Annotated in this window: 22 protein-coding genes and 1 tRNA gene; 9 read left to right on the top strand and 14 right to left on the bottom strand. The window is 43.1% G+C overall.

From position 1 onward, the window contains the following. Positions 1-19: 19 nt before the first annotated feature. From CCS90_RS13040 to CCS90_RS12990, 11 genes are all read right to left on the bottom strand, one after another. On the bottom strand, positions 20-994 hold the full coding sequence (locus CCS90_RS13040; protein WP_099020013.1) for a malate dehydrogenase: 975 nt from the start codon (positions 992-994) through the stop codon (positions 20-22). A 186-nt stretch (positions 995-1,180) separates the two neighbouring features. Then, positions 1,181-1,257 (bottom strand) — tRNA-Pro (locus CCS90_RS13035). An 84-nt stretch (positions 1,258-1,341) separates the two neighbouring features. Next, complete coding sequence (locus CCS90_RS13030; RefSeq protein WP_099020012.1) at positions 1,342-1,695, bottom strand: MerR family transcriptional regulator; 354 nt, start codon at positions 1,693-1,695, stop codon at positions 1,342-1,344. Beyond that, a complete protein-coding gene (locus CCS90_RS13025) occupies positions 1,673-1,981 on the bottom strand; it encodes an integration host factor subunit alpha (protein ID WP_099020011.1) in 309 nt (102 codons plus the stop codon). Before CCS90_RS13025 ends, CCS90_RS13030 begins: the two co-directional genes overlap by 23 nt. Beyond that, positions 1,978-4,353, bottom strand: coding sequence for a phenylalanine--tRNA ligase subunit beta (gene pheT / locus CCS90_RS13020; RefSeq protein ID WP_099020010.1), 2,376 nt, complete (start codon positions 4,351-4,353; stop codon positions 1,978-1,980). Before pheT ends, CCS90_RS13025 begins: the two co-directional genes overlap by 4 nt. A 15-nt stretch (positions 4,354-4,368) precedes the next feature. Then, positions 4,369-5,364, bottom strand: coding sequence for a phenylalanine--tRNA ligase subunit alpha (gene pheS, locus CCS90_RS13015; RefSeq protein ID WP_099020009.1), 996 nt, complete (start codon positions 5,362-5,364; stop codon positions 4,369-4,371). Positions 5,365-5,502: 138 nt separating this feature from the next. Next, positions 5,503-5,859, bottom strand: coding sequence for a 50S ribosomal protein L20 (gene rplT, locus CCS90_RS13010; RefSeq protein WP_099020008.1), 357 nt, complete (start codon positions 5,857-5,859; stop codon positions 5,503-5,505). A gap of 16 nt (positions 5,860-5,875) precedes the next feature. Beyond that, positions 5,876-6,070, bottom strand: coding sequence for a 50S ribosomal protein L35 (rpmI, locus tag CCS90_RS13005; protein ID WP_099020007.1), 195 nt, complete (start codon positions 6,068-6,070; stop codon positions 5,876-5,878). 487 nt (positions 6,071-6,557) lie between these two features. Then, positions 6,558-7,082 (bottom strand): translation initiation factor IF-3, encoded by a 525-nt coding sequence (gene infC, locus CCS90_RS13000; protein WP_099020006.1) that lies wholly within the window; start codon positions 7,080-7,082, stop codon positions 6,558-6,560. A 20-nt stretch (positions 7,083-7,102) separates the two neighbouring features. Beyond that, a complete protein-coding gene (thrS, locus tag CCS90_RS12995) occupies positions 7,103-9,010 on the bottom strand; it encodes a threonine--tRNA ligase (RefSeq protein ID WP_099020005.1) in 1,908 nt (635 codons plus the stop codon). A 112-nt stretch (positions 9,011-9,122) separates the two neighbouring features. Further along, positions 9,123-9,851, bottom strand: a complete 729-nt coding sequence (locus CCS90_RS12990) for a pyridoxine 5'-phosphate synthase (RefSeq protein WP_099020004.1) — start codon at positions 9,849-9,851, stop codon at positions 9,123-9,125. Positions 9,852-10,169: 318 nt separating this feature from the next. Here CCS90_RS12990 and CCS90_RS12985 point away from each other — a divergent pair, with 318 nt between their 5' ends. Continuing rightward, positions 10,170-10,925 carry a hypothetical protein gene (locus tag CCS90_RS12985; RefSeq protein WP_099020003.1) on the top strand — a complete coding sequence of 252 codons (756 nt, stop codon included), beginning with the start codon at positions 10,170-10,172 and terminating at the stop codon, positions 10,923-10,925. A gap of 1 nt (position 10,926) precedes the next feature. Here CCS90_RS12985 and CCS90_RS12980 read toward each other — a convergent pair whose 3' ends face one another. Both CCS90_RS12980 and CCS90_RS12975 read right to left on the bottom strand, forming a co-directional pair. Then, entirely contained in the window at positions 10,927-11,598 is a 672-nt protein-coding gene (locus CCS90_RS12980) for an LON peptidase substrate-binding domain-containing protein (RefSeq protein WP_133566559.1), read from the bottom strand. Positions 11,599-11,675: 77 nt separating this feature from the next. Further along, positions 11,676-12,524 carry a tryptophan 2,3-dioxygenase gene (locus CCS90_RS12975; protein WP_099020001.1) on the bottom strand — a complete coding sequence of 283 codons (849 nt, stop codon included), beginning with the start codon at positions 12,522-12,524 and terminating at the stop codon, positions 11,676-11,678. Between the two features lie 339 nt (positions 12,525-12,863). Here CCS90_RS12975 and pdhA point away from each other — a divergent pair, with 339 nt between their 5' ends. The 8 genes from pdhA (at position 12,864) to CCS90_RS12935 (ending at position 21,704) form a co-directional block, all read left to right on the top strand. Continuing rightward, positions 12,864-13,946 (top strand): pyruvate dehydrogenase (acetyl-transferring) E1 component subunit alpha, encoded by a 1,083-nt coding sequence (gene pdhA, locus CCS90_RS12970; RefSeq protein WP_099020072.1) that lies wholly within the window; start codon positions 12,864-12,866, stop codon positions 13,944-13,946. Continuing rightward, positions 13,888-14,919, top strand: a complete 1,032-nt coding sequence (locus CCS90_RS12965) for an alpha-ketoacid dehydrogenase subunit beta (RefSeq protein WP_442757010.1) — start codon at positions 13,888-13,890, stop codon at positions 14,917-14,919. Before pdhA ends, CCS90_RS12965 begins: the two co-directional genes overlap by 59 nt. Beyond that, on the top strand, positions 14,916-16,247 hold the full coding sequence (locus CCS90_RS12960; protein WP_099019999.1) for a dihydrolipoamide acetyltransferase family protein: 1,332 nt from the start codon (positions 14,916-14,918) through the stop codon (positions 16,245-16,247). Before CCS90_RS12965 ends, CCS90_RS12960 begins: the two co-directional genes overlap by 4 nt. A gap of 209 nt (positions 16,248-16,456) precedes the next feature. Next, entirely contained in the window at positions 16,457-17,041 is a 585-nt protein-coding gene (locus CCS90_RS12955) for an HvfA family oxazolone/thioamide-modified RiPP metallophore (protein WP_099019998.1), read from the top strand. A 14-nt stretch (positions 17,042-17,055) separates the two neighbouring features. Next, a complete protein-coding gene (locus CCS90_RS12950; protein ID WP_099019997.1) occupies positions 17,056-17,919 on the top strand; it encodes an HvfB family MNIO-type RiPP peptide maturase in 864 nt (287 codons plus the stop codon). Next, positions 17,897-18,658 (top strand): HvfC family RiPP maturation protein, encoded by a 762-nt coding sequence (locus CCS90_RS12945; RefSeq protein ID WP_099019996.1) that lies wholly within the window; start codon positions 17,897-17,899, stop codon positions 18,656-18,658. Before CCS90_RS12950 ends, CCS90_RS12945 begins: the two co-directional genes overlap by 23 nt. Positions 18,659-18,671: 13 nt before the next feature. Next, on the top strand, positions 18,672-19,337 hold the full coding sequence (locus CCS90_RS12940; protein ID WP_099019995.1) for an HvfX family Cu-binding RiPP maturation protein: 666 nt from the start codon (positions 18,672-18,674) through the stop codon (positions 19,335-19,337). A 153-nt stretch (positions 19,338-19,490) separates the two neighbouring features. After that, on the top strand, positions 19,491-21,704 hold the full coding sequence (locus CCS90_RS12935) for an endonuclease (protein WP_099019994.1): 2,214 nt from the start codon (positions 19,491-19,493) through the stop codon (positions 21,702-21,704). Positions 21,705-21,770: 66 nt separating this feature from the next. Here the strand turns inward: CCS90_RS12935 and dgt are convergent, their stop codons facing one another. Next, complete coding sequence (gene dgt / locus CCS90_RS12930) at positions 21,771-23,264, bottom strand: dGTPase (protein ID WP_099019993.1); 1,494 nt, start codon at positions 23,262-23,264, stop codon at positions 21,771-21,773. Positions 23,265-23,277: the final 13 nt, after the last annotated feature.

Genomic DNA, 23,277 nt, shown 5'->3' with positions numbered 1-23,277 from the left:
CATCTTTGATATAAATCAATCAGAACAAATGTTCTACCGCTGAACGTTCTTCACGTAATTCAGCTTCAGTGGCATCGATGCGACTTTGTGAGAATTCACTCACTGGCAAATCTTGCACAATGCTGTATTGACCATTGGCACAAGTGACTGGGTATGAAAAGATAATCCCTGGTGCTACACCATAACTGCCATCACTTGGAATCGCCATAGAGACCCAGTCACCCGCTGCTGTGCCCAAAGCCCAGTTTCGCATGTGGTCAATTGCTGACGATGCCGCTGAAGCCGCGCTGGATGCGCCTCTGGCTTTGATGATTGCTGCACCGCGTTGTTGTACAGTAGGAATAAACTCGTCAACATACCAAGTTTGATCAACATTCGTTAAGTCACAACCGTTCACTTGAACTTGTGAAACATCAGGATACTGGGTTGATGAATGGTTACCCCAGATGGTCATGCGAGTCAGGTCATTGGTTTGTACATTGAATTTTCCGGACAATTGAGCCAAGGCACGGTTGTGGTCTAGCCGAGTCATGGCAGTAAACTGACCAGGATCGATGTCAGGTGCATTTTGCTGAGCTATCAAGGCATTGGTATTGGCAGGATTTCCAACCACCAAGACTTTAATGTCCTTGGCTGCATGATCATTCATCGCTTTTCCTTGCACAGAGAAAATTTTGGCATTGGCTTGCAATAAATCACTGCGTTCCATCCCAGGGCCACGTGGCATTGCACCCACCAATAAAGCGTAATTGGCATCTTTGAAGGCAACATTCGCATCATCGGTAGCAACCACACCATGTAACAATGGAAAGGCACAATCTTCCAATTCCATCACCACACCTTGCACGGCGTTCATGGCAGGTGGAATTTCAAGTAAATGCAAAATCACAGGTTGGTCAGGACCGAGCATATTACCCGCTGCAATTCTGAATAAAAGTTGGTATCCGATTTGTCCTGCTGCGCCAGTAACAACGACTCTAACTGGTTGTTTCATTGATGTCTCCAATTGATGGTTTGAAAAAACCCAGGATTAAAATGCATTGAATACAATGCCCAAGGTTCATAGCTGGCGCGATTATATCAATCATGGTCAGATATTGAAATATTAATTAGGCTAAAGGTGTACAAGGAAGGTTTGAATAGGATTCAAATGACAGCAAAAATACCATCAAAATGTTATTGGTCGGAACGAGAGGATTCGAACCTCCGACCCCTACAACCCCATTGTAGTGCGCTACCAAGCTGCGCCACGTTCCGAAATAACGTGCGTATTCTATCACAAAGATTGGTAATTTAAAGGGCTAAAACAGGTAATTAAATTGGCAGCTTGTTGAACCGTGCTTACTTCAATAAATCCAGGATTTCTTCCAATTCAATGCGGGTTTGTTGAATCACTTGATATGACTTACTGGCTTCTTTTTCTGAGACTTTACCATTGAGCTTTTGTCTGGCACCTGAAATGGTGTAACCATGATCATACAATAAACTGCGAATCTGCCTAATCATCATCACATCGTTGCGTTGATAATACCTGCGATTGCCTCGTCTTTTGACTGGGTTTAAATTGTCAAATTCATTTTCCCAATATCGCAACACATGTTGCTTAACATCACACAAGGTGGACACTTCACCAATGGTGAAATATCTTTTCGCGGGGATGGGAGGCAGGGTCTTATTGTGGCCTTGATCCAGCATATGTCTCTATCGTATTCCTCAATTTTTGTCCCGGCTTAAATGCAACCACCCTTCTGGCTGAAATGGGTATTTCTTCCAGTGTTTTTGGGTTTCTACCAGGTCTTGATTTCTTATCACGTAATTCAAAATTACCAAATCCAGACAACTTAACACCATGGCCATCTAACAACTGTGCTTTTATGGTTTCAAAAAACACACTGACAAACTCACTGGCCTCACGCTTGTTAAGCCCAACTTCCATATATAATATTTCTGCTAAGTCAGTTTTTGTGACTGTTTCTGTCATGTTCTTACTTCTGCGTTAAATTGTTCTGCCAAAAAGGATACCGCTTTTGACACCAGTTTGTCCACATCTTTATCTTCTAAAGTTCGATTTTTTTCCTGAAAAATCATAGCCATGGCGAGACTTTTGTATCCTTTTTCAATGTTATCTCCCTTATATACATCGAACAACCTCAAGCTATTCAACAACTGTTGGCTCTCACCCAAACAGTCGTTAATCGCCTGTGATACTTGATCCCAAGTCACTTCATCTTTCAATACAATTGACAAATCACGTCTTACTTTGGGGAATTTTGAAATGGATTGCCATTGCGGTAAAGTAATGTTTTGTATGGCATTTACATTCAAATTAGCCACATACACATCTTGCTTTATTTTCAGTTGTTGACAGATGGACGGGTGAACCTGACCCAAATAACCCACGGTTTTTCCTGCGAGCTTAACTTCAGCCTGTCTACCTGGGTGTAAAAAAGGATAATCAGCAGCTGTAAAATCAATGGTTTCCGAGGCCGAAGAAAGTAAAACTTCCACATCACCTTTGATGTCATAAAAATCCACTTTAGCACTGTTGGCGCTCCACTGCTCAGGAGACTGCAAACCAGTCTTTGCCAGTAACAACTCATCGGTTTGCACAATTTCATTGTCAGCAGTAAATACTTTGCCCATTTCAAACAGTGCTAAATCTTGCTCTTGCCTGGCCAGGTTTGATTTGATGTTGGCCAGCAGTCCTGGCAATAAATGCGTACGCATCACAGCCATGTCTTTATTCAATGGATTGGCCAACGCAATGGCATGGTCGGCTAATTTTAAATCCGCCAATTGTTTTTCCGCCACGAAAGAATAGTTGATCACTTCTTGGTAGGCCAAGTCACTCAATTGTGATTTAATTACATGGGTGCGTTTGATGGCTTCAGGAATCACCCTGATGGCATCTGTAGAATGAAGCCGATGAGATGGCATCTGATCATAACCAACCACCCTGACAACCTCTTCGATTAAATCTTCTGCAATCTCCATGTCAAAACGCCACGAAGGAGAAACCACTTGCCAACTGTTGTTTTGGTAGGTCGCAGTCAGTCCCAATGAATTGAAAATTTGAGTCACACGATCGGCCTCGACAACAAACCCCAAAACACGCTGCAATTTATCTTCTGTCAAAGCAATCTGATGTTGTTTAGGTAATTCACCAGTCAGTTCAGTCATATTAATGGGGGCCACAGAGCCGCCACATATTTGCAGAATCAATTCAGTGGCACGTTGTAAGGCATCAGCCTGTAAACCCCAATCAACACCACGCTCAAAACGCATGCCTGATTCTGTATGCACACCCAACTTTCTTGACTTGCCCATGATGGTAGCTGGATCAAAATAGGCTGATTCCAGCACGATGTCCTGGGTTTCACTGCCAACACCACTGTCTTGACCACCAATGACCCCAGCCACTGCCAACGCTTTGGTTTGGTCAGCAATCAGTAAGAACTCTGGATTCAATTCGGCTGTGCTGCCATCAAGCAACACCAATGATTCTTTGTCTTGAGCCATTCTGACCACAATATCGCCATCAATTTTAGCCAAATCAAAGGCATGCATGGGCTGACCCAATTCAAGCATCACATAATTGGTCACATCGACTACAGGGTGTATCGACCGAATACCAGAACGTCTGAGCTTTTCTTTCATCCATGTGGGTGATGACTGACTGTTATCAATCCCTTTAATGACTCTGGTACCATATTTAGGGCATTGTTTTGGCGCTTCCATCGACACATTGATTTGATCATCAATGGTCACTTTTTGTTCGCTTATTGTAGGAAAGTTAACTTTTAAGTTACCCAATGTAGCCAAATCTCTGGCTACCCCGCGCATACAAAAACAATCTGCACGGTTGGGCGTCAGATCAATATCAATGATCTGGTCATTCAATGCCAAATATTCACTGACATCAACACCAACGGGGGCGTCATCAGCCAATTCAATGATGCCATCCGATTCCTGACTGATACCCAGTTCAACCTCCGAACACAACATCCCTTTTGATTCGACACCGCGTAACTTTGATTTTTTAATTTTAAAATCACCAGGTAACACCGCACCAATTTTCGACAAAGCTGTTTTTAAACCGACACGCGCATTCGGCGCACCACAAACAATTTGCAAGGTTTCATTACCGGCATTGACCTGACAGACTTTTAACTTATCAGCGTCTGGGTGTTTCTCACAAGAAACAATTTCAGCCACAACCACACCAGAAAATTCACCGCCAGCAGGTTCTACACCATCGACTTCCAAACCAAGCATGGTCAATTCAGACATCAACTGTTCAGTCGACGCATCTGTTGCCACCCATTCTTTTAACCAATTCTCACTTATCTTCATTGTTTCTGTTCCTATTTATTGGAATTGGCGTAAAAATGCCATGTCATTTTCAAAAAAGTTTCTCAAGTCTTGTACGCCATAACGCAACATAGCGAAACGCTCCACACCCAATCCAAAGGCAAAGCCAGTGTATTTTTCAGGGTCTATGCCACCTGATCGCAAGACATTGGGATGCACCATGCCACATCCAAGCACTTCAAGCCAATCGATAGAACCATCTTCTTTCTTCCACTCCACATCCACTTCCGCAGAAGGTTCAGTGAAAGGAAAATAGGATGGCCTTAATCTGATTTGCAAATCATCTTCAAAAAAGGCATTAACAAATTGATTCAACACGCCTTTCAATGATGCAAAGGTCACATTTTCACCAATCACCAAACCTTCAACCTGATGAAACATTGGTGTGTGTGTTTGGTCGGAATCACTGCGATAAACTTTACCTGGTGCAATGATTTTAATCGGCGGCTTCATGGTTTTCATGGCCCGGATTTGTACTGGCGATGTGTGGGTCCTTAACAAATGACCGTCAGGGAAATAAAAGGTGTCGTGCATGGCGCGCGCAGGATGGTGCGCAGGAAAATTCAAAGCTTCAAAGTTATGAAAATCATCTTCAATTTCTGGCCCCGTCACCACATCAAAGCCGACTTGAGAAAACAAATCTATGATGCGTTGCATGGTACGACTTACTGGGTGAACCCCACCCTTGGCACCAGACCTACCTGGCAAAGTCACATCAACGGCTTCTGCCATGAGCTTTTGATTCAACTCAACTTGCATCAAAGTGGTTTTTTTCGCTTGGATTGCTGTGAACAATTGCTGTTTGATTTGGTTGATCTCAGCGCCTGCCGATTTCCTGTCCTCAGGTGCCAATTGACCCAGTTGTTTCAACTGGACGGTTACCGTGCCTTTTTGGCCTAAAAACTGCACCCTGACGTCATCCAATCCTTGTACGGTCGCTGCTGATTCAATTTGCTGCAATCCATCTGCTAAGATTTGTTTCAAATCACTCACTTTAATTCTCTGTTGGTTGTTAATTATGTTGTTGTATTGTATTTATTTATCAACAGGCAATAAAAAAAGGAATCAGCTATACCACTGATTCCTCTTCTTAATCTATTGATTGTCAATATCCCTGGTAGGGACAGTTTACTATGACAATGCGGCTTTGGCTTGTTCAACAACAGCAGCAAAACCTGCCTTGTCGTGTACAGCCATATCAGCCAGAACTTTACGATCTAAAGAGATATCAGCTTTTTTCAAACCGTTGATAAATCGTGAGTAGCTCAAGCCATTGTTACGAGCACCCGCATTGATACGTGTGATCCACAATGCGCGGAAGTTTCTTTTTCTGGTTCTGCGGTCACGGTAAGCATATTGACCAGCTTTAATGACTGCTTGTTTTGCAACGCGGTAAATTTTACGACGTGCATTGTAGTAACCCTTTGCTAATTTAAGGATCTTTTTATGTCTTTTGCGTGCTGTGACGCCTCGTTTAACTCTTGCCATGATGTTTCTCCTTTAATTAAGCGTAAGGTAGTAGTCTTTTCACTGATGCTTCATCAGCTTCATGCACCAGGCTGGTGCCACGTAAATTACGTTTACGTTTCGTACTCATCTTGGTCAAGATATGACTTCTGAAAGCATGCTTTCTTTTGAAGCCACTGGCCGTTTTTCTGAAGCGCTTTTGAGCGCCCTTTTTGGTTTTCATTTTAGGCATAAAGCCCTCCTGTATTTTATTTATATACTCCAGCAAGTAGCCCCTTAAGGCTTTAATCGTTCTTGACTCACTGGTCAGCTTTTTTCTTATTAGGTATTTAAACCCATTTTATGTGTCTTCGTGACCACTTCTTCGCTGCGCGAAACCGTAATCACTGCGACTGCGTTTATGAAAATACGGCTGATTCGTTGCACTCACCAACTGTATTTATCGCTACGCGGTTTGAAGCTTTTGGCTTCAGTGTCTTCATGACCACTTATTCGCTGCGCGAAACCGTAATCACTGCGACTGCGTTTATGAAAATACGGCTGATTCGTTGTACTCACCAACTGTATTTATCGCTACGCGGTTTGAAGCTTTTGGCTTCAGTGTCTTCATGACCACTTCTTCGCTGCGCGAAACCGTAATCACTGCGACTGCGTTTATGAAAATACGGCTGATTCGTTGCACTCACCAACTGTATTTATCGATACGCGGTTTGTCATGATTATTTTGCTGGCTTCGGCGCCAACAACATAATCATAAATCGACCTTCCATTTTCGCTGGCCGTTGTTCAACAACCACTTCATCCACTAAATCTTTTTCCAATCGATCCAACATATTTGAACCGATGTCTCTGTGTGCCAACTCACGTCCTCTGAACATGATGGTCACTTTGACTTTATTACCTTGATCAATGAATTTTCTCAAATTCCTGAGCTTGACTTGATAATCCGCTTCTTCAGTATTGGGTCTGAACTTAACCTCTTTCAACTGAACTTTCTTTTGTTTCTTCTTGGCTATTTGATTTTTCTTGGCTTGTTCAAACTTGAACTTACCATAATCCATAATCTTACATACCGGCGGTGCTGCTTTGGGTGAAATTTCCACCAAATCCAACCCCGCACCTCGAGCCCTGTCCTGAGCTTCCGATGTTGATACGATACCTACTTGTTCACCATGTTGGTCTATTAGCCTAACTTCAGGAACCCTGATTTGGTTGTTCCTGCGTACTTTGTCATTTCTAGCGATTAGTCAATCCTCCTAAATAATTATTTTTTCTCGTTGATTTGAAGGTCCATCAATTGAACCAACTCCTCAACTTTCATTGAACCCAAGTCTTGTCCATCATGTGATCTCACAGTGATGGTTTCACTTTCCAGTTCATTGTTGCCCACAATAACCAAATAATTTGTCTTGTTTAATGTGTGCTGGCGAATTTTATAGCCGATCTTTTCGTTTCTCAAGTCATAAATTGCCCTAAAGCCCTGATTTTTCAACTTTTTGCCTACTTTTTCAGCATATTCCGACTGTTGACCCGTAATATTCAAAATTGCGACCTGAGTTGGCGCCAACCACAAAGGCATATTACCAGCGTGATGTTCCAACAAAATACCGATGAATCTTTCAAAAGAACCCAGGATGGCTCGGTGCAACATGACCGGTGTCACCTTATCACCATTTTCATCAATATAAGTGGCTTCTAATCGATTGGGCATCGAAAAATCAACCTGAATGGTGCCGCATTGCCAAACCCTGCCCAAGCAATCTTTCAACGAAAATTCAATCTTCGGCCCGTAAAAAGCGCCTTCACCTGGCAACTCTTCCCAATCTATGCCCTTGGCATCCAAAGCATCGGCCAATGCTTTTTCAGATTTATCCCAAACTTCATCACTGCCCACACGTTTTTCAGGACGGGTTGAAATTCGATAAATGATTTCATCAAAGCCAAAGTCAGCATAAACTTCATGCAGGAAATCAATGAACTGTGAAACTTCGCCACTGATTTGATTTTCTTGACAGAAAATATGGGCATCATCTTGAACAAATCCACGAACCCGCATCAAACCATGCAAAGCCCCTGAAGGCTCATTCCTGTGACAGGATCCAAATTCTGCCAATCGTATCGGTAAATCCCGATAAGACTTCAAACCTTGGTTGTACACTTGAACATGACATGGACAATTCATTGGTTTGACAGCAAATTGTCTGTTTTCAGACTCAACGCTGAACATGTCATCACCAAATTTATCGGCATGACCTGACTTTTCCCACAAAGTGTATTCAACCACAGATGGGGTGTTGATCTCTTTGTAATCGCGGGCATTTAATTTTTTACGCATGTACTGCTGGATTGACTGGTAAATTGACCAGCCACGATCATGCCAGAATACCATTCCAGGCGCTTCTTCTTGAAAATGAAACAAATCCATTTTCTTGCCTAACTTACGATGGTCACGCTTTTCAGCTTCTTCCAACAGATGTAAATATGTTTTCAGTTCTTTTTTGTCGCTCCACGCGGTTCCATAGACCCGTTGCAACATTTCATTGTCGCTGTTACCACGCCAATAAGCGCCAGCGATGCTCATCAGCTTAAAGACTTTGATTTTCCCTGTGTTGGGAACATGTGGGCCACGACACAAGTCGGTAAATTCACCTTGGCGGTACATAGATAAAACCTGATCCTCAGGGATGTCTCTGATGATTTCAGCCTTATATTTCTCACCTTTTTGCTCAAAAAATTCGATGGCTTCATCGCGAGACATCTCAAACCGTTCAACGGGCAACTTTTCTTTGACAATTTTTTTCATTTCAGCGGTTATTTTGACCAAATCATCTTCATGAAACGGATCTTTTGACGCAAAGTCATAGTAAAAGCCATTTTCAATCACCGGTCCAATGGTGACTTCCACTTTAGGAAAAAGTCGCTGTACTGCTTGCGCCATTAAATGGGCAGCAGAGTGCCTGATGACTTCTAAACCATCTTCGGTGTTACCGGTCACTATCGTTAATTCAACGTCCTTATTGATGATGTGTGACAGGTCAACCATTTCACCGTCTACGCGGGCAGCCAAAGCCGCATTGGCCAAACCAGGTCCAATGTCTTCAGCCACTGCCTGAACAGTCAATGCTTGATCAAATTTACGCTGAGTTCCATCAGCCAAAGTTACAGTAATCATGATGTATTCCAATGAAAAGGGACAATCCCCATTCTTATCAATTTCGATGGTTATTAAAAGGCGGGAAATTATAACATGTTAAAAAGTTGTCATTACTAATTATTACAGCAGATTAAGGGGTACAAATCTTCAGGTACCTTTTAATCACTTCAGCCACGCCAAACTCCAGTGATTCAACAGTCAAAGCATGACCAATAGAAACCTCCAAAATCCCCGGAATGGTCAAAAATTCAGCCAGGTTTTGTAAATCCAAATCATGGCCTGCATTAACGCCTAAACCCAAAGCTTGGGCCAACCCTGCCGCTTCGGCATATTGGGCCAATACGGCAGCATGATTCCCAGCGGCGAAACTGTTGGCAAACGATTCGGTATAGAGTTCAATCCTATCCACGCCAGTTCCAGCTGCCAATTTAATTTGTGCCACATCCGGATCAATAAATAAGGAAGACCTGACGCCCATGGTTTTGAGCTGTTGTGCCAAATCAGTGACCCATGCAAAATGCTCGGTTAAATTCCAACCGTGGTCCGAGGTCAATTGATCAGGTGCATCTGGTACCAAGGTACACTGGTCTGGCTTGGTTTCTTCAATCAGTTGCAGAAATTGATCACCCGGGTATCCCTCAACATTGAACTCCACATGACTGTGTTGTTTGGTTAACAAAGCCAAATCTCGAGTGTCTTGCCTGGTGGCATGCCTTTCATCTTGTCTTGGGTGTACCGTCAATCCTTGAACACCCAACTGAATCAATTTTTCGCCATAACCAACCACATGCGGGTAATTCCTTCCACGTGAGTTTCTTAAAAGCGCAATTTTATTTAAATTAACACTGAGTGCAGTCATTGAAATATTCAAACTGATTCAAAGTCCGAATTTTACATGATGAAATATGAATTGAGAATGATTAATGTCGAATGAAAATTCGAACTGAAAATAGCAAGGACAATACAGAGAGAAAACGTCAACCCACAAAACTCTGTATTGCCCCGCTGGTGTAGGATTGTTTAAGTCCCACGATTTGGAGATAAATTTGACCTCCCCCTGTTCGTTTCACATATTGCGAAATGAGATAAAAATGATGTATCAACGTACAGGTTAAGTAAATTGTACATCAATTACGTGTCGTGATAATATTGCGTACAAATATGCGCGCAAAATATTATGGAACAAGACAAAAGACACCTGGTACAACTACAAAAAGCACTGATACCTGTGAGTAAAATGGTGATTAAGTTTGGCTTACAATGCCAGGAATTCAAAGCCAACATTCAAAAAGCTTACATCCAAGCAGCTGAAGAGCTGTTGATAGAAGCAGCAATCAAACCCACCAACCAAGCCATCGCGGTCAAAACAGGTATTGACAGAAGAGCCATTGCTGAATTTTATGGCCAAGACAATCAACAAAAAGATGTGTTGAACAAAATGGACATGATAATTTTGGCATTACAAAAAGCCAAATCTCAGAGCACTCAGCTTTCACATTCTAATCTCAGCTCATTGATTGACAACATCTACGGCAATCACATAAGAGCCAAAGCGGTCATCACAGAATTGATCAGCAATGAAATGATCACCAAACATGGTAATTCATATACCATTGCAGAATCATTGAATCAACAATTGATCAAACAAGCAGCATTGGCGGAAGAAGTCGATGTCACCACCAAAAGGTTGTTCCAAACTTTTTATAAAAAGATGTTTGCCACCGACCACAAACAAAATTTGAACCAAGCAACGATTTATTCCAGCAAAATCCCACACAGCAAACACAATGAAATCAATCAATTGATAGACTTAAAGATGAAACAATTCCAAAAAGACATGTCAGAATTGATTAAAGAGCATGAAACCAAAGTACCGGAAGGAACCTATTCAAATGTGGGGTTTTCTCAATTTCAGTTCGATTCAACTGAATAATTCAGATGCTGTGGCTGAATCCTTGCCAAATTAACCTCAATCGATCCTCTACCCGGTCTTGTTCAAGCACAGTCTGCATAAAATCTGGTTCAAACTTAAAGTAAGTAAACAGCTGAAAACTGAATGCTTTTGCACTTAAATTTTGCCAATCATCTTGCATCAACACCGCATGCAGCTCTGGATTGGCCTTTTGACTGAGGGCCAGCACCAACTGTTGCAAACCCGCCAGCATGTCATCAAGCTGTTGTGGTGCCAGCAGTGATTCCGCATCTTCAAATATTTCACAGCGCACCGTCTTGAAAGGAACTTGTTGTATAACTTCCAGTTGGCGCAACCGATGCTTGAATGGTATGTCGACATGCATCCTACCATCCTCAGTGGTTTCAATTAATTCACAATTGCCCGCTGAAAACACCTCAAATGCTTCATATGTTTGCAAGTTGCTGTTCAAGTCCAAACTGTTCACTGGTATCTTTTTAATTTTCGGGCTTGAGTTTGCATGTAAGGCTTTCCTGGTGTGACTGACTGCCAACAAGGCACCCGTGTCCAAGCAATGATTGATCATGGCTCGGTACCTGGGCTCAAACACGTGTAATGGAGCAGTGGTGCCCGGAAATGCAACCATTCCAGGGATTGGAAATAAAGCCACTTCGATGCTTTCATGTTGACTCATGACAAAACCTTGGTTCAAGAAAACTTTATTTTAGTCAATAGAATGAAAAGCAATGTGAAGCAATGGTGTTCTGAAATTTACAACTCAGTTCTTAAGCGCAGCAGTTCAGGGAAAAATGTCAACTCCAAAGCTTTTTTCAAAAAGCCCACACCTGATGAGCCGCCGGTTCCTTGTTTAAAGCCGATGATCCGCTCGACCGTTTTCATGTGTCTGAAACGCCATTGTTGAAAGGATTGTTCAACATCCACCAATTGTTCACACAAAGCATACATCGCCCAATGCTGATCGGGTCGCTTATAAATCACCACCAAAACTTCCATCAATGCTTGGTTAAAAACATGCGGTTTGCGCAAATCCCGGTTGACTAATTTTTCTGGCACACTATAGCCTTCATCAAACAAGTGCTTAATAAACACGTCATAAATACTGGGTGAATCCAAGACCGTCTCCAATACTTTTCTTGACTCAGATCCTGCGGGAAAAACATTGACCATTTTTTCATTTTTATTACCGAGTAAAAACTCAACCTGACGGTAATGTACTGACTGAAATCCAGAGGCATTGCCAAGGACATGTCGGAACTGCATGTACTCACTGGGCGTTAAAGTTTCTAATACCGACCATTGTTCATACAGTTGTTTTTGAATTTGCTTCACCCTAGCCAAAATTTTTGAAGCCCTACCCAATCGTTTGATTTGTACACAATGGATCGCTTCATTCAGCTCATGAATGATTAACTTCATCCACAATTCAGAGGTTTGGTGCTGGATAATAAACAGCATTTCATCATGATGTTCAGGGTCACTGATGGGCTTTTGCGCTGAAAACAAGGTATCCAAACAAAGATAACCTCCATAATTATTTCGCTCAGAAACTTCTAATTTAATCCCTTCTTCTAACTTCCTGATATTTTTTTTCTCAGTCATAACAAATTCTAAATTCAATTCAATCGATTATTTTATCAATACAAACCCTAAGTCCGACAAAATAAGCGAATAATATGTGCTATATGGCATTTATTAAAAAGGCTCGTTCCTATATAATACTGGCCGCTCAACTTGAGTATATATACTCCAAGTTCTGCAAGCATTATAATGATTGAAGTCTTCACAATGACCTTTTATTCATATTTATTGTGCATAAATAATTGAGATTTCTTTCACTCAAAGTGACAAGCTATTAAACCCATGCGACGAATACACCATTCGCTGGTTTAACAGTTGCGCTATAGAGACACCCTTTGCCAACATTTTCGGAGAGTGAAATTGACCACAGTTGCATCATTTAACATCGACTATTTGCAGTATCTGACGCCCAATGGGGAACTGGTTGGAGACAAAAAACCTGCCATCGCAACCGACTTTGAACAGTTAAAATCAATCTATGAATTGATGGTTTTGACCCGCACCTTTGACACCAAAGCTGTGGCATTACAAAGAACCGGTAAACTAGGCACTTATGCTTCTTGCTTAGGCCACGAAGCAGTCCATATTGGAATCGGATCTGCCATGGCAGAAGCCGATGTGTTTGCTCCCATGTACCGTGAATATGGCGCCCAATTTTTTCGAGGAGTCAAACTCTCTGAAGTTTTATTGTATTGGGGCGGCGACGAACGCGGCAGCAATTTCTCAGGTCCGCAGCACGATTTTCCTTGGTGTGTACCCATTGCCACGCAATGCACCCACGCGGCAGGCGCTGCATTGGCATTTAAATTGCGTGGTGAAAAACGGGCCGCTGTTTCAGTGGTGGGCGATGGTGGCAGCTCAAAAGGCGACTTCCTTGAAGCCATCAATGCAGCCAGTGCATTTCAGTTACCCATGGTACTGATGATTGTAAATAACCAATGGGCCATTTCGGTCCCACGTAAAAAACAAAGCCAAGGCAGAACCTTGGCACAAAAAGGCCTGGCCGGTGGTTTACCCTCGATTCAAGTTGATGGCAATGATTACATTGCTGTTTATACAGCGGTTAAAGCTGCACTAAGAAGGGCCTATGAAGGCAAAGGTGCCTCGGTCATCGAAGCAATCACTTATCGATTAAGTGATCACACCACAGCTGACGATGCATCAAGGTACCGTCCTGACGACGAAGTAGAAAACGCCAGACAGTTTGAGCCCATCAAACGCATGCGCAAATACTTGACCAGCCAAGGTCAATGGAATGAACAGTTAGAAAATCAATTATTGAACACCTGTAAAATTGAAGTTGATGCGGCTGTAGAAGAGTATCAGAATGCTTCTGATTTGAGTGTGGCGGATATGTTTGATTATATGTATGAAGAGTTGCCACATGATTTGGCAGAACAAAAAGCTTATGCGATGGCATTGGAGGAGAAGTCTAATGGCTAAAATTACAATGGTAGAAGCCGTCACCATGGCGCTGGCCCATGAGTTGGAACATGACAAAGACGTGATTGTTTTGGGTGAAGATGTCGGTATCAATGGCGGCGTTTTCAGAGCCACCAGTGGTTTGGCTCAAAAGTATGGCGAAGACCGGGTTTTGGACACGCCGTTGGCAGAAGCCATGATCGCGGGTATGACCGTTGGCATGGCAACTCAAGGCATGAGACCTGTTGCTGAAGCACAATTTTTGGGGTTTATTTATCCCATGGTTGAACACATCATTTGTCACGCGGCCAGAATGCGCAACAGAACCCGCGGCAGATTAACATGTCCCCTGGTCATCAGAGCGCCTTATGGCGGTGGTATCCATGCCCCTGAACACCACTCTGAAAGCACCGAGGCCTTGTTTGCCCATATGCCGGGTATCCGCGTGGTGGTGGCCTCATCACCCAGCAGGGCTTATGGCTTGTTGTTGGCTGCCATCAGAAACCCAGACCCCGTATTATTCCTTGAACCCAAAAGGGTTTACCATTTAAATAAGGAAGAAGTGGAAGATGACGGTGAAGAATATCCACTAGACATGTGTTTTGTTATTCGTGAAGGGACAGACGTGACCCTAGTGACATGGGGTGCCATGATGAAAGAAACCCTGGAGGCCGCCGACAAGCTGGCTGAACAAGGTATTTCAGCCGAAGTCATTGACGTGGCAACCATCAGCCCAATTGACATGGACACCATTCATGAATCAGTGGCTAAAACTGGTCGCTGTGTGATTATTCAAGAAGCAGCCAAACACTGTTCGGTTTCTTCTGAAATTGCGGCTAACTTGGCAGACCAAGGTTTATACAACTTGAATGCACCCGTTAAGCGCGTGACCGGTTATGATGTCATTATGCCGCTGTTCAAGTTGGAGAAAAAATACATGCCATCTGTGGACAGAATATTAGAAAAAGTCAATCAAGTAATGGAGGTTTCATGAGCGTATTTAAATTACCCGACTTAGGCGAAGGTTTACCTGATGCTGAAATTGTTGAATGGCATATTAAGGTTGGCGACAAAGTCGAAGTTGACCAGCCCATGGTTTCTATGGAAACAGCAAAAGCCGTGGTAGATGTTCCGGTTCCTACTGCAGGCATTGTAGTCAAACTTTACGGCGAACCTGGTGACGTGATTGACACCGGCTCACCATTGGTCGAATTCAGCATTGATGGAGAAAGCTCAACTGCATCTGAAACTTCTGATGAAGTTGACACCCCAGCCAAACTGAGGGCTGAAGCCGAACAAGTATTGATGGACCTTGACAAAGACAGTGACGAAACACCCAAAGCCAAGGAAGCCATCGGTACTGTGGTAGGACAAATGGAATCATCTGACAATGTGGTTGACAGCATGACCGATTTTGGTGGCAAAAAAGCCGCCCCAGCGGTCAGAGCCTTGGCGAAAAAATTGGGCGTAGACTTGAGCACGGTTGAAGCCACTGGTGCAGGCGGAGTGATTCGCCCTTCAGATGTTAAATCTGCCGCTGCCAACCCTGCAAAAACAGCAACACCCAAATCGGCACCAAAAGCTGAACCTACCGTTGAAAAAACGGCAACACCAGCCAAAGCACCACCAGCCGTACAAGCGGTAACCCAACAATCGGCACCAGCCAAAAGCAAAGTAGTTGCCGATGGTGAATGGCAACAAGTCAAAGGATCACGCAGAACCATGGCACGAGTGATGCAAAATGCCCATGCCAACGTGGTTCCTACCACCATCATGGACGATGCTGACATCAACAACTGGCAAGTTGGTGAAGACATCACAGCACGATTGATCAGATCACTGGTGGTGGCGGCAGAAGCTGAGCCTACATTGAATGCTTGGTTTGATGGTGACAAATTATCCAGAAGACTGATCAGTCACGTCGACATCGGAATAGCCGTAGACACTGAAGATGGTTTGTTTGTACCTACCATGAGAAATTGTGATGCCTTAACACCACAAGACATCAGAAATGAAATGAACACCATTAAACAACAGGTCAAAACTCGCAGTATCCCTCCCGAAGCCATGAAGGATTACACCATCATGTTATCAAACTTCGGCGTTTATGCCGGTCGTTACGCCACGCCAGTGATTACCCCGCCATGTGTGTCTATCATTGCAGCAGGCAAACTCAGACATGAAGTGGTGCCCGTATTAGGCGGCATGGAAGCGCATAGAATCATTCCTCTTTCGCTGACATTTGATCACCGTGCAGTTACCGGTGGTGAAGCTGCTAGGTTTTTAGCTGCCATGATTAAAGATTTGGCAAAAAGCAGATAATAGTTAATTTTTCATTAACTGCACCATTGAAACGCCCAATTTGCAAAAATTGGGCGTTTTTTTTGTAATAAATTAAATTGTTCATGGTCAACTCTATGTGCTTATAATAAACACCGAAACAATTTATTGATGGTTGGTAATTTAACCGATTGAAATCGATGACCGTTTTGCGAATACATTAATTAATCATTCCCTCGGAGGAGATATTTATGAAAAATTTTAAAATAAAACCAGTCAATGCCGCTATTGCTGCAGCCGTTACTGTTGTTGGAGCTGGCGCTTTGATGAGCGGTACTGATAACCCGTTTGGTCAAACTGACTTAAGTGATGGTTACCAAAATGCTGATGGACGCATTGCCAAAGTCGATGGGTCTGGAGAAGGCAAATGTGGCGAAGGCAAATGTGGCGACGACAAGAAAGCCAAAGGTGATAAAGCCGAAGGTAAATGTGGCGAAGGCAAATGCGGTGACGACAAAAAAGCCGAAGGTAGATGTGGCGGCGACAAAGATGCCGAAGGCAAATGTGGTGAAGGTAAATGTGGCGACGACAAAAAAGCCGAAGGTAAATGCGGTGAAGGTAAATGTGGCGACGACAAAAAAGCCGAAGGCAAATGCGGTGAAGGCAAATGTGGCGATGACAAAAAAGCCGAAGGCAAATGCGGTGAAGGCAAATGTGGCGATGACAAAAAAGCCGAAGGCAAATGCGGTGAAGGTAAATGTGGCGACGACAAAAAAGCCGATAAAGCCGATAAAGCCGAAGGTAAATGCGGCGAAGGTAAGTGCGGCGGCGAATAACTGGATAATCTGAAATGAGTTTATTAAACATTTCGGGTGCCGGTATCGGTTTGAGACGGGGACTTGTGTCCCCGTTTCAATCTTACGGAGACCTGAGTCCAGTAAAAATCATGGAAGTGGCACCAGAAAATTGGATGACTGTTGGTGGCAAAGCCCGTCATGACTTTCGAACTTTTGCTGAACGCTACCCAATGATTCTTCATGGTTTATCCTTATCAATCGGTGGACCCGATGAACTGAACATTCCATTTGTCAAAGCTGTTAAAAAATTCAAAGACGAAATCAATGCCCCCATTTACTCTGAACACCTTTCATACTGTACAGACGGTGGACAATTGTATGACTTGATGCCCATACCATTCACTGAAGAAGCCGTGAATCATGTGGCCGAGCGGGTCATGAGGGTTCAAGACATTCTTGGCGAACAAATGGCACTAGAAAATGTCTCTTATTACCTCACTCAACCAAATTCGGAAATGACTGAAATTGAATTCATCAATGCAGTGATCTCCAAAGCGGATTGTTTGTTGCATTTGGATGTCAATAACATCCATGTCAACAGCATCAATCACCGTTACGATCCCTTGCAGTTTTTAGATCAACTGCCCACCGATCGAATCGCCTATATCCACATTGCAGGCCATTATAATGAAGCCGAAGATTTGATTGTTGACACCCATGGTGCCAAGGTCATAGAAAATGTATGGGATATATTGGAATACACTTATAAAAATTACGGCGTATTCCCCACCCTCTTAGAGCGTGATTTTAATTTTCCCCCAGTTGCTGAACTGTTGTCAGAAGTTTCTAGAATTGACCAGTTACAACAAAAGTATCAAAGCGACAGTAACAACCATGCCAAACAAGCCAACATTTAAACAGGCTCAAGTCGATTTCGCGGCACACATCAGAAACCCTGAAGCCAACAAAATACCTGATCAGATTGAACACCGCCGAATGGCCATTTATCTGGAGTTATTCATTAACAGCATTGCTGGATTGCTTGCTGGTTCTTTCCCGGTTATCAGGTCTTTGTACAAAGAAACTGCATGGAAAAATTTAGTGCGAGATTTTTATCGCATGGAAAACAACAAAACCCCTCACTTTCCTGAAATACCCAGGGAATTTGTCGAATACTTAAAACACCGGCAAGCCGATCCAAACAAACCTTTTCTTTATGAGTTGGCCCATTATGAATGGATTGAGTTACACCTTGAAAAACACAACATCGAAATCAATAAAAACCCCGCAATTGATACCAATGATTTATTGATGGCCATACCCGAAGTTTCACCACTGGTGAAGGTTCAGGCTTATCAATTTCCGGTGCATCAAATAAAAGCCAGTAATCAACCCAAACAACCATTGGACCAGCCCTTATTTATGTTGATTTGGCGAGACACTGAATACCAAGTTCATTTTTCAGAACTGAACCCCTTTTCTGCCCTGCTGTTAGAAACATTGATTAACAACAAAAAAGCAACAGGACAACAGGTGCTGGAAACATTGGGTGAACAACATCAACACCCTGACCTTGCCCAATTCGTACAATTTGGCCTGCAAACCTTAAACCAATGGCACCAGCAAGACATCATTTTAACCGTCAAAAACAAATAAAGAGGAACCAACCATGTCATTAAACAATGCGCAAACCCTGTGGGAAAATGTAACCAGTAGACTGAATTCAGTTGGGCAATGGGTGCCACCACTGATGATTCGATTGATACTTTTTTGGGAATTCTATGAAGCTGGCAGCCAAAAAATCAATGGGGAAAATTGGTTCTCTGGCATCCAAAGTAACTTTCCATTCCCGTTTAACCACATTCCAGCCGATGTATCTTGGTTTATGGCGGCATGGGGGGAATATATATTTGCCATTTTGCTGCTATTAGGTTTATTCACTCGATTTGCAGCCGTGTCATTGCTGGTGATTACTGCAGTGGCTACAGCAGCCGTGCATTGGCCTGAAAGTTATGCATCATTGGGTCAGCTGTGGGAAGGCTATGCCATCACAAACAAAGGTGCCGGTAACTTTAAACTGCCACTGTTGTTTGTCATTTTGTTATTACCACTGATATTCTCAGGCGCTGGAAAATTCAGTTTGGACCACATCCTCACTCAATTCATGAAAGGTGACACTCATCACCCCATCCAGTCAGATTTTATTTCGAAAGGATTGGGCTTGATTGTAATTGGTTTGCCGTTGTTTTTCGTGATGACCACCACTGGCATCGCCTTCATGGCCACCGGAGTTGTCCTGATGATTGCCGATCGATTCATTACACCCACCGGATAATGCAAATCACCAAAACAACCATCAAAAGGCCGCATAAATTGCGGCCTTTTTTGTCCATCAATATACAATAAATGTCAGCTGTTAATTCGGTCACACAAATGTAACCCAATTCATGTAAAATTCTGTGTTCGAAAAAAAGACGGAAAACATGACATGAAAAAAATCTCCACCTTAATGCTTTGCATCGGCATGGCATTTTCTGCCCAATCAGGCGTAGAAGACCTATTGATTTCTGAAATCAGCATCATACCCAACAGCAACGAATTCATCGAAATTTATAACAACGGTAATGACCCCATTGACCTTTCAGACGTTTACTTAACTGATGCCACTTTTTCTGGTGATGGCACTTATTATTATCAGATTGTTAACGGCGGTGGTGGTGGCGGTGGTTTTTCCGATTTTTTTGCACGATTTCCTGCTGGTGCAACCATCAATGCTGGCGAATACCAAACGGTCGCAATTGCAGGCTCAAACTCATTTTTCACGGCTTATGGAGAAAACCCCACCTATGAGCTGTATGAAGACGGGACAGCAGATGCCATTGCCGACATGCGAGAAGCTTTTGCTGGCTCTATCAATGGTCAAGGAAACTTAACAGACAACAGTGGCGAGGTGGTGGTCTTATTTTCTTGGGATGGTGTGACTGACTTGGTACAAGACTTGGACTATGTGGTTTGGGGGGATAAGGTAGAGGCCATTGATAAAACCAGTGTAGCCATAGACGGCCCAGATGCCGACTCTGATACCAGTACATACCTCAATGACACATCGATTGCCAACCAAGTGGTCATCAGCACCAGTACTCACAACAGTGGCAACAGCTGGCAACGCATTGATTTAAGCGAAGGTGGTGAAATTCAATCTGGCGGCAATGGTTTTGCTGGCAGTGACGAAACATCAGAAAATACAGATTTCACTTTTGGTGAAGGCATGCCGACCCCGAATGCGGCCTCCAACATCACACCTCCCATTGCACAGTTTGTGATCAATGAAATTGATACCATCAGTGTAGCTGCTGATTTTATTGAGCTGCTGGGCAATCCAAACACCTCAACGGATGGTTACACTTTGGTTTTGTATGACGGTGACACTGATTTATCAACCAGTGTCATCAGCTTAAACAGCATGACCACAGATACCAATGGGTATTTATTGATCAATAATGAACTACAAGATGGTGCCGATGCAGTGGCCCTTTATGCAGCAGACTCTATTAATTATATGACCGGTGATCCAATCACTTATACCGATTTAATGGATGCCGTGGTCTATGGTTCCGGCCCTCCTGATACTGAGTTGCTGACCTTACTTAATCCTGGTCAATTACAAGTTGATGAGGACGCCAATGGAAATGCCACCAATGAATCATTGATTCGTTGTACCAATGGTTCAGGTGGTCAATTGAACACCTCTTCATTCAAGGCATTCACCCCGTCACCTGGCACTGAAAATATCAACTGCGTCACCTTAGATGGTTATTATGATTCAGCCGACACCAGCAATGCACAAACCCTCAGAGATTCATTACATAACATCATTGATGACCACATTGTTTTTCCTTATTCATCGGGTGCAGAAGACACTTGGGACGTGCTTTCATATGCTGATCAAGCCCCAACCACAGATGACTGCCCAACCAATGACCCAAGCGAGGTGATTGAATATGTTTGGATGGTTTATAAGAACAATGACTATTGTTACCAAGGTGGTGGACAACAAGCCTATAATCGCGAGCACACATGGCCTCAATCCCGTGGTTTCAGCTCAGGTTCTTTAGGCGATAACAATGCAGCCAGAACAGACACCCATCATTTGATGTTGTCTGATGTAGGTTATAACGGAGACCGTGGCAACCTCTATTTTGATAACTGCAATGCCCAATGCAATGAAAGGCCTACTGATACCCACGACGACCCCAATACACCTGAAGTCGATACCATTGGTGGTGGCTCTGGCGTTTATCCAGGCAATTCAAATTGGTTCGACGCAGATTCGTTTGAAGTATGGAATTTTCGCAAAGGGGACATTGCGCGTGCCATGTTTTATATGGATGTTCGGTATTCAGGCGATGCCATCGACGAAGTTGATTTGGTCTTAACCGATGACACCAACCTACTTGCCAATAACAATGGCTATGGTCCCTATATGGGTTTGCTTTCTACATTGCTGCAATGGCATGCAGCTGACCCAGTCGATGACATCGAAAGAAATCGCAACAATTACATCTTTACCAAACAAGAAAACAGAAACCCCTTCATTGATCACCCTGAATGGGTCGAGTGTATTTTTGTTGATGGTGGCGCTTGTTACACTGCCGACAATGATTTAATTTTTGGCAATGGCTTTGAAGCACCTCAACCTTAATCACTGCAAAAGCTCAGTAAAAAGGCAAACCAAGGTTTGCCTTTTTACTGGCTGCAAATAATCAGTTTAGTTGGCAACGGTTAATAATTTAAATTCGTCCAATGCACTGTGATCAGTCATCGCACTGACATGGTCTTGAATCAAACGACAGCGATAATAGAACTCCCATAGCCCACTGTCTTCAGCCTGATGTTCCTGGGTACTTTTGATGTATGCTTTTATGATTTTTGAATCAATTCGATTCAACAACAATGCTTGGTAGCTCATGCCATAATTGGCGCCTTGTGAAAGTTCAGTAAATTGGTTTTTGGATAATTGCAGTAAACATTGGTAAATATCCAATAAGCCAGTGATGATTCGGTGCCCCTGTAATTCCAAATCCTGAACTTCTTGGTGATTAAACACGTGTTCATAACCCACTTGTTTGAATGTTTTGATGATTTGATTGGCCACACTGCCATCTTCCAACAAAGCTTGGTTCATGCTACCTTTATAGACAGCATCAATGTTTTCTATAAATCGATTGCTGGCATGGTCAACTAAGTGGTGAATCAAGTTAATTCGCAGCTTAACAAAATACTCATGATTGTGATTGATGGTGTCTCTGTGACCGGCTTCATTGGCCATAGCCAGAATCGACTCTAAACTGTTGTGGTTTCCCATAAAAGACAACACATTGGACTCATTCAAATTACCACCGTTTAACACATAAGTGGTTTTCAACAGTCGAGTTAATTCATCCAGACTTAAAATCCCTTTTTCAACAGCATCCTCTAAATCAGCCAAACAATAGGCTATGTCATCGGCAGCTTCCATCACATAACTGAACGGGTGCCTGTGCCCTATTTCCATATCCAGCAGCTGATTCATGGCTTGGACAAAGCGTTGTTCTGATAAATAGAAACCTGGTTTCTTTTTAAGATAGCTCAATGGATCATTGGCTTGAGGTTTGGGTTCATAAGCCGCTCGGGTGTATTTTAATATACTGGCCGATTGCGCATAAGTCAGGTTCATTTGTTGTAATGAAAATGTCAGGCGGATGGCCTGGGCATTGCCCTCAAACTGCAATAAGTCATTGAGCATTTGCTTGGCCAAGCTTGGGTTGCCTGCATTTTTCAAAGCAGGAAAATCCACCATATGAGCCGCAAACCATTCAGAAATCGCCACTTCACCAAAATGCCCAAAAGGAGGGTTTCCAATGTCATGCATCAAGCAAGCCATTTCAACCAACGACTCAACTGCTGGTTGTAAGCCATTGAGTCCCAACTCATCCACTCGTGTGCCTAATTTTTTAAACAGGGTTTTCACAATATACCGCCCATTTTGTTGCACTTCCATCGAATGGGTTAAGCGCGACCTGACCGCTGCATTGCGTTCTAAGGGAAAGACTTGGGTTTTCTGTTGTAAGCGCCTGACTGATGCTGAATTAATGATGCGCCCACGATCAGACTCCAAGGCATATTCAATGCGTACAGGATCTTCACTGGCCTTTTTGCTGTTGTCATAAGGTCGGTTGACATTGAGTTTGGTTTTGAAGTTAATTGCTTGTTTGGATTCCATGGCACCATTTTAA

This window comes from Marinicella litoralis (genome assembly GCF_002591915.1).
GTDB classification, from domain to species: domain Bacteria; phylum Pseudomonadota; class Gammaproteobacteria; order Xanthomonadales; family Marinicellaceae; genus Marinicella; species Marinicella litoralis.
The sequence above is the reverse complement of the archived record's forward strand: the minus strand, read 5'-3'. Positions and strand labels throughout refer to the sequence as shown.

Bases quoted from the DNA above. Each gene is read 5' to 3' on its own strand.
- CCS90_RS12950 (WP_099019997.1), top strand. From the start codon at position 17,056: ATGAGTTTATTAAACATTTCGGGTGCCGGTATCGGTTTGAGACGGGGA.
- CCS90_RS12975 (WP_099020001.1), bottom strand. From the start codon at position 12,524: ATGACTGAGAAAAAAAATATCAGGAAGTTAGAAGAAGGGATTAAATTA.
- CCS90_RS12960 (WP_099019999.1), top strand. From the start codon at position 14,916: ATGAGCGTATTTAAATTACCCGACTTAGGCGAAGGTTTACCTGATGCT.
- CCS90_RS13025 (WP_099020011.1), bottom strand. From the start codon at position 1,981: ATGACAGAAACAGTCACAAAAACTGACTTAGCAGAAATATTATATATG.
- CCS90_RS12980 (WP_133566559.1), bottom strand. From the start codon at position 11,598: ATGAGTCAACATGAAAGCATCGAAGTGGCTTTATTTCCAATCCCTGGA.
- CCS90_RS12940 (WP_099019995.1), top strand. From the start codon at position 18,672: ATGTCATTAAACAATGCGCAAACCCTGTGGGAAAATGTAACCAGTAGA.
- rplT (WP_099020008.1), bottom strand. From the start codon at position 5,859: ATGGCAAGAGTTAAACGAGGCGTCACAGCACGCAAAAGACATAAAAAG.
- CCS90_RS12985 (WP_099020003.1), top strand. From the start codon at position 10,170: ATGGAACAAGACAAAAGACACCTGGTACAACTACAAAAAGCACTGATA.
- thrS (WP_099020005.1), bottom strand. From the start codon at position 9,010: ATGATTACTGTAACTTTGGCTGATGGAACTCAGCGTAAATTTGATCAA.
- CCS90_RS12990 (WP_099020004.1), bottom strand. From the start codon at position 9,851: ATGACTGCACTCAGTGTTAATTTAAATAAAATTGCGCTTTTAAGAAAC.
- dgt (WP_099019993.1), bottom strand. From the start codon at position 23,264: ATGGAATCCAAACAAGCAATTAACTTCAAAACCAAACTCAATGTCAAC.
- CCS90_RS13040 (WP_099020013.1), bottom strand. From the start codon at position 994: ATGAAACAACCAGTTAGAGTCGTTGTTACTGGCGCAGCAGGACAAATC.
- CCS90_RS12965 (WP_442757010.1), top strand. From the start codon at position 13,888: ATGATTTGGCAGAACAAAAAGCTTATGCGATGGCATTGGAGGAGAAGT.
- pheT (WP_099020010.1), bottom strand. From the start codon at position 4,353: ATGAAGATAAGTGAGAATTGGTTAAAAGAATGGGTGGCAACAGATGCG.
- rpmI (WP_099020007.1), bottom strand. From the start codon at position 6,070: ATGCCTAAAATGAAAACCAAAAAGGGCGCTCAAAAGCGCTTCAGAAAA.
- CCS90_RS12955 (WP_099019998.1), top strand. From the start codon at position 16,457: ATGAAAAATTTTAAAATAAAACCAGTCAATGCCGCTATTGCTGCAGCC.
- CCS90_RS12945 (WP_099019996.1), top strand. From the start codon at position 17,897: ATGCCAAACAAGCCAACATTTAAACAGGCTCAAGTCGATTTCGCGGCA.
- CCS90_RS13030 (WP_099020012.1), bottom strand. From the start codon at position 1,695: ATGCTGGATCAAGGCCACAATAAGACCCTGCCTCCCATCCCCGCGAAA.
- CCS90_RS12935 (WP_099019994.1), top strand. From the start codon at position 19,491: ATGAAAAAAATCTCCACCTTAATGCTTTGCATCGGCATGGCATTTTCT.